This is a genomic window from Brevundimonas sp., assembly GCF_036400995.1.
Taxonomy (GTDB): domain Bacteria; phylum Pseudomonadota; class Alphaproteobacteria; order Caulobacterales; family Caulobacteraceae; genus Brevundimonas.
The window spans coordinates 1-4,655 of sequence record NZ_DASWWG010000074.1 but is presented as its reverse complement, the minus strand read 5'-3'; the positions used below and the strand labels follow the sequence as shown (position 1 = coordinate 4,655).

At 71.6% G+C, this 4,655-nt stretch carries 3 protein-coding genes and 1 pseudogene; all 4 read right to left on the bottom strand.

Translation table 11 applies throughout. From position 1 onward, the window contains the following. Positions 1 to 372, bottom strand: a pseudogene (locus tag VGE03_RS10860) (hypothetical protein); the annotation flags it as partial. A gap of 43 nt (positions 373 to 415) precedes the next feature. Then, a complete protein-coding gene (locus tag VGE03_RS10855) occupies positions 416 to 2,101 on the bottom strand; it encodes an ATP-binding protein (RefSeq protein WP_331046488.1) in 1,686 nt (561 codons plus the stop codon). A 66-nt stretch (positions 2,102 to 2,167) separates the two neighbouring features. Beyond that, positions 2,168 to 2,827, bottom strand: coding sequence for a thiamine phosphate synthase (gene thiE, locus VGE03_RS10850; protein ID WP_331046487.1), 660 nt, complete (start codon positions 2,825 to 2,827; stop codon positions 2,168 to 2,170). A 31-nt stretch (positions 2,828 to 2,858) separates the two neighbouring features. Then, a partial coding sequence (locus VGE03_RS10845) for a beta-propeller domain-containing protein (RefSeq protein WP_331046486.1) occupies positions 2,859 to 4,655 on the bottom strand: 1,797 nt, incomplete at its 5' end.

The window sequence follows — 4,655 nt, the reverse complement described above, 5'->3', positions numbered from 1 at the left end:
GGCTGCCGGACGCGGGGCGGGGTTGGGCGCTGTGGCTCCCGTAGTCGGTGCCAGCGTCGGGGCGGAGGTCAGCGGCGCGGTGCGGGGCGGCGTGACCGGGCGGGCGGGCGTGATCGGAGCGCTGGCAGGCGGCGAGGCCGGCGCAGCGGGGATCGGCGTGATCGTCGCCGGCGGCGTCACCACCGGCGCGGGGGCCGGGGTCAGATATTCGGCCGGACGCGGCGGGCCGCCGTTCAGGTCACGGGTGAAGTCTGAACCGGGCGACGTGGCGGGCGCGGGCGGCGGCGTCGTTTGGGGCGTCGCGGTCTGGGCGAGCGCGGCGGGCGCTCCGGCGAGGATCAGGAGGGCGGCGGTCGCGACTGAGACTTTCATGGCCGGGACCTTCGCCCCTGAAGGGGGCGACGGCAAGGCCCGATCAGGCGGTCGGCAGCTCGACCCAGAAGGTCGCGCCCTCGCCCGGCGCCGAGGTCACGCCGATGGAACCGCCCTGAAGTTCGACCAGACGCTTGGCCAGGGCCAGGCCGATGCCGTGACCTTCGACCGTCGAGCGCTCGAGGCCCAGCCGGTTGAAGGGCTCGAACAGCTGGGTCTGCTTTTCCGCCGTCAGGCCGGGGCCGCGGTCGATGACCTCGATACGGACGCCGTCGTGGATGCGGGTCGCGCGCAGGATGACGATGCCGCCCGAGCCGCCGTACTTGACCGCGTTTGAGGTCAGGTTGCTGACCACCTGCGTCAGGCGCTGGGAGTCGGCCAGGGCGACCAGTCCGTCGCCTTCGCTGATCACCTCGAAGCGAACGCCCTGGGCTTCCGGCCGCAGGGCCGTGGCGCGGCGCACGTCGTCCAGCACGCCGGGCACGTCGGTGGGGCGAAGCTCGACCTTCACGGCGCCGGATTCGGCGCGGGCCACGTCCAGCAGGTCGTGGGCCAGGGTCTCGACCTGTCGGGCCGTCTTGACCAGCATGTCGGCCATTTCGGTCTGGGTCGGGGTGATCGGCCCCAGCTGGCCGGCGCGCCACAGGTCGCCGATGCCGATGATGCCGCCGACCGGGCTCTTGATCTCGTGGGCCACGTTGGCCAGCAGGCGCGACTTGGCCTCCGAGGCCCGCTCGGCCCGCACCTGCCCGGCCTTGGCGCGGTCGGCCAGCCGGTCACGCTCCTCCAGCAGGGCGGCGACCAGAAGCACCGGCAGATAGCCGAACAGGACCAGCAACTGCGCCATCATGGCGCGATCGGCGCCCTGGAAGGCGCGGGCGTAGGGGCCGTAGCCCATCATGCTGCCGCCGATGGCCAGCAGGCTGATGATGACGAGGGCCGCGGTCACGCCCAGCAGGCGCAGGCGCACCGCGATCAGCAGCAGCAGCGGCAGGGTCACGAAGCCGATGGGCAGCGACTGCATGCCGAAGATCAGGACATTGGCCACGGTCAGCAGGGTCAGCAGCACCACGGCCTCGACGGCGCGGGCGGGCGAGCGCAGACGCACCACTTCGCGACGGGTGATGGCCAGGCCGAAGCTGCAGATCACGGCGATGCTCAGCGCGTGACCGAACCACCAGGTCTGGGCCGTGTCGAGGAAGCTGGCGCCGTTCATCCAGCGCAGCATGACGCCGACGAAGATCGCCGCCGGCAGGGGCGCGACCACGGCGGCGCTGATCAGGAAGCGGCAGCAGCCCTCGACGCTGGCCAGGTTCAGGGTCGGCGCGAACCGCCGGGCCAGCAGCACCGCCAGATAGATGTCCATCATGTTGGCGACGGTGAACATCGCCGTCATGGCGGTGGAGTTGCCCGCCAGCAGATTGCCCGCCGCCACGCCGCAAGCGATCAGGGCGCCGAAGCACAGGTCGTACAGCGGCCCGCGCGAGGTGCGCAGCCAGACCGCCACGGCCACCCCGCCCGCGCCCCAGAGGGCCGCGACCACATCGGCCGAGCGGGCGAAACTGATCGCCAGGACGGTCAGGACCAGCACCGCGATGGCGGTGAAGATCGGCGCCAGGGGCTGGCCGATCCCGCTCGCCGGCGAGACGCCCTTCGGCAGCGTGCGCACGGGCGGCGTCGTCTCGGCCGCGGCGACAGGCTGGGGATCGAGCGCGCGGCTCATGGTCATGATCAGGTCCGGCAGGCGATAATCAGCCCGCTACCTAACGCCGGGCTTCCTAACATCCCCTGAAGGTCAGAAAGCGGTCGCAAGCACCTGATCGAACTGGCGAACCGCGGCTGCGGCGCCCTGTGGATGGTTCCAGACCGCACCACTGACGGCGATGAAGTCGGCGCCGGCCCGCGCCAGGTCCCCGGCGTTCTCCGGCGTGATCCCGCCGATGGCGACGCAGGGCGTCTCGACCGTTTCCTGCCAGATGGTCAGGATCTCGGGCTCCGGGCGGTGCTCCGTCGCCTTGGTCGTGGTCGGGGAGAAAGCCCCGAAGGCGACGTAGTCGGCGCCCGCCTCGGCGGCGTCCATGGCCAGTTCCCGGCTGTCATGGCAGGTCACGCCGATCATGGCGTCGGGCCCCATGGTGCGGCGGGCCTCGGCATAGGACGCGTCACTCTGTCCCACATGCACCCCGTCGCAGCCGGCGCGCTTCGCCAGATCGGGGCGGTCGTTCAGGATCACCGCCACGCCCCGCGCATGGGCCACGGGCTTCAGCGCCTCGACCGCCGCCAGCACCGTGGCGTCGTCCACGTCCTTCAAACGTATCTGCAGCGCCGCCACGGCGCCCGCATCCAGCGCCTCGCCCAGCGTCTTCGCGAAGCCGGGCAGGTCCGGCAGGGCGGGCGGGGTGATCAGGTACAGCGCACAGGGCGGGCGCGGCGGGACGACGGGTTCTCTGGCCATGCGCGGGGAGTGCGACGAACCGGGGCGAAGGTCAACGCTGCGGCTGTTCCTTCTGCGGCGACGCGGGCGAGAAGTTGACGCGACCGATCTCGCGGATGCCGTCGCCCTCGACCCGACCCTCCACCAGTTCATAGCCCAGAAGGGCGAAGACCCGGTTGCGCAGGAAGATGGGGCGGGCGTTGCCGTACCAGTCTGCGCAGGAGGCCACGCAGGCGTCGTCGGCGGCGCCGTCGGCGTCCGAGGCCAGCCGGCCCAGCTCGGACAGCTGGCGACTCTCGCGGCGCAGGAACAGCATGTCGGCGCGACTGTCGAACAGATAGTCGTGACGCGGGGCGTCCAGAGAGCGCTGGACCGGCAGGCCGAGCAGGCCCGAGGAGCCGTCGGCGCTGTCAGGCTGGAAGAAGAAGCCGTGGCTGCGGCTCTCGGCCTCGCCCGCCGCCTGGGCGACATAGCGGTCGATGATGCGCGGCGTCCCCGACAGGTCGACGGCGCTGAAGGCCACCTCGTCGTCGCCAGACACCACCAGGGCGTCACGGCCCAGGATCTCCAGCCGGGTGATCGGCTCGGCGATCTGCAGGGTCTGGACGGGGCCTGAGCGGACAGGAACGACCCGCAGCACTCCCGTCTCGGCCCGCGTCGAGTGGTCATAGACGTTGCCGCTGTACAGCAGGTGGTCGCCGATGAAGCGGTTGTGCATCTCGTTGTCGCCCGGCAGGCGCGGCAGGATGCGGTAGTCGCCCGCAGGGGCCTCGCGCGAGCCGTCGCCGAAGCGGTCCAGCGGCAGGCGCAGCAGGGCGGGCGTGCCCTCGGCGAACTCGGGCCGCCACATGGCGTCGCCGGCGCTGTCGGACAGGACCAGCACCTCCAGCACGCCCGCGCGGCGGTCCTCGCGGAACGAGAACTGGTCCAGCGGGGCGCCGCGGGTCAGCACCGCCTGCGGCCGCGAGCCGTCCAGCGGGATGCGGTAGACCGAGGACTCCGCCGCGTCGTCCTGAGCGTTCTCCTGCCAACTGCGCCACCCCTCCGAGGTCCACAGATAGACCGCGTCGGAGGAGACGTAGAAGCTGCGCCCCTCCGGCCCCAGCACGACGGTGGCTTCGCAGGTCAGTTCGGGCGCCAGCAGGTCACAGCGGCTGACGCTGTGCAGGGCTTCAACCTCGCCGTTCTCGGACCGGCGCAACTGGGGCGTGATGAAGACCTGACGGGCGCCCGCGATACGACGGAAGGGGCCGCTCTTGTCGCCCGTCCAGCGCCGCACGCCCGGCAGGGCGTCCAGCGGGTTCTCGCTCCAGACCAGCTCCAGCGGGGCGTAGAAGATCAGTTCGTCGCCCACGAGCCGGGAGGCGTAGTTGCGCGACGAATAATAGTCGTCCGAGCGCATGTGATAGGCGTCGCGGAAGGTCAGGCGGCCGTCAGGCGACAGGTGGAAGCGGTTGATCTCGGTCCCGCCCCGTCCGTAGCTGTAGCCGACCACCACGACCTGATCGCCGGACACCAGCATCTCGTCATACCAGTCGCCGCTCGCCTCGACGCCCGGGGGATAGGCGTTGATCGAATCCACGGGCCGCATCCCGCCGCCCGCGGTCGAGACGGTGAACAGCCGCCCCCGGCGCAGGATGACCAGATAGTCGCCCCGCACCTTGACGATGCCGCCCTCGTCGACGTCGGCCTCCTGGGTGTTGGTGATCGAGGGATCGCCGCCGGCGCGCGTGGCGGTCAGGACCACCTCGTCCACCTGGGTCATGGCCTGATCGGCGCCGTAGACCTCGGAGCTGACCACGACTGGCGCGGGCGCCCCGCCCGGCGGCGGCGGCGCCATAGCCGGCGG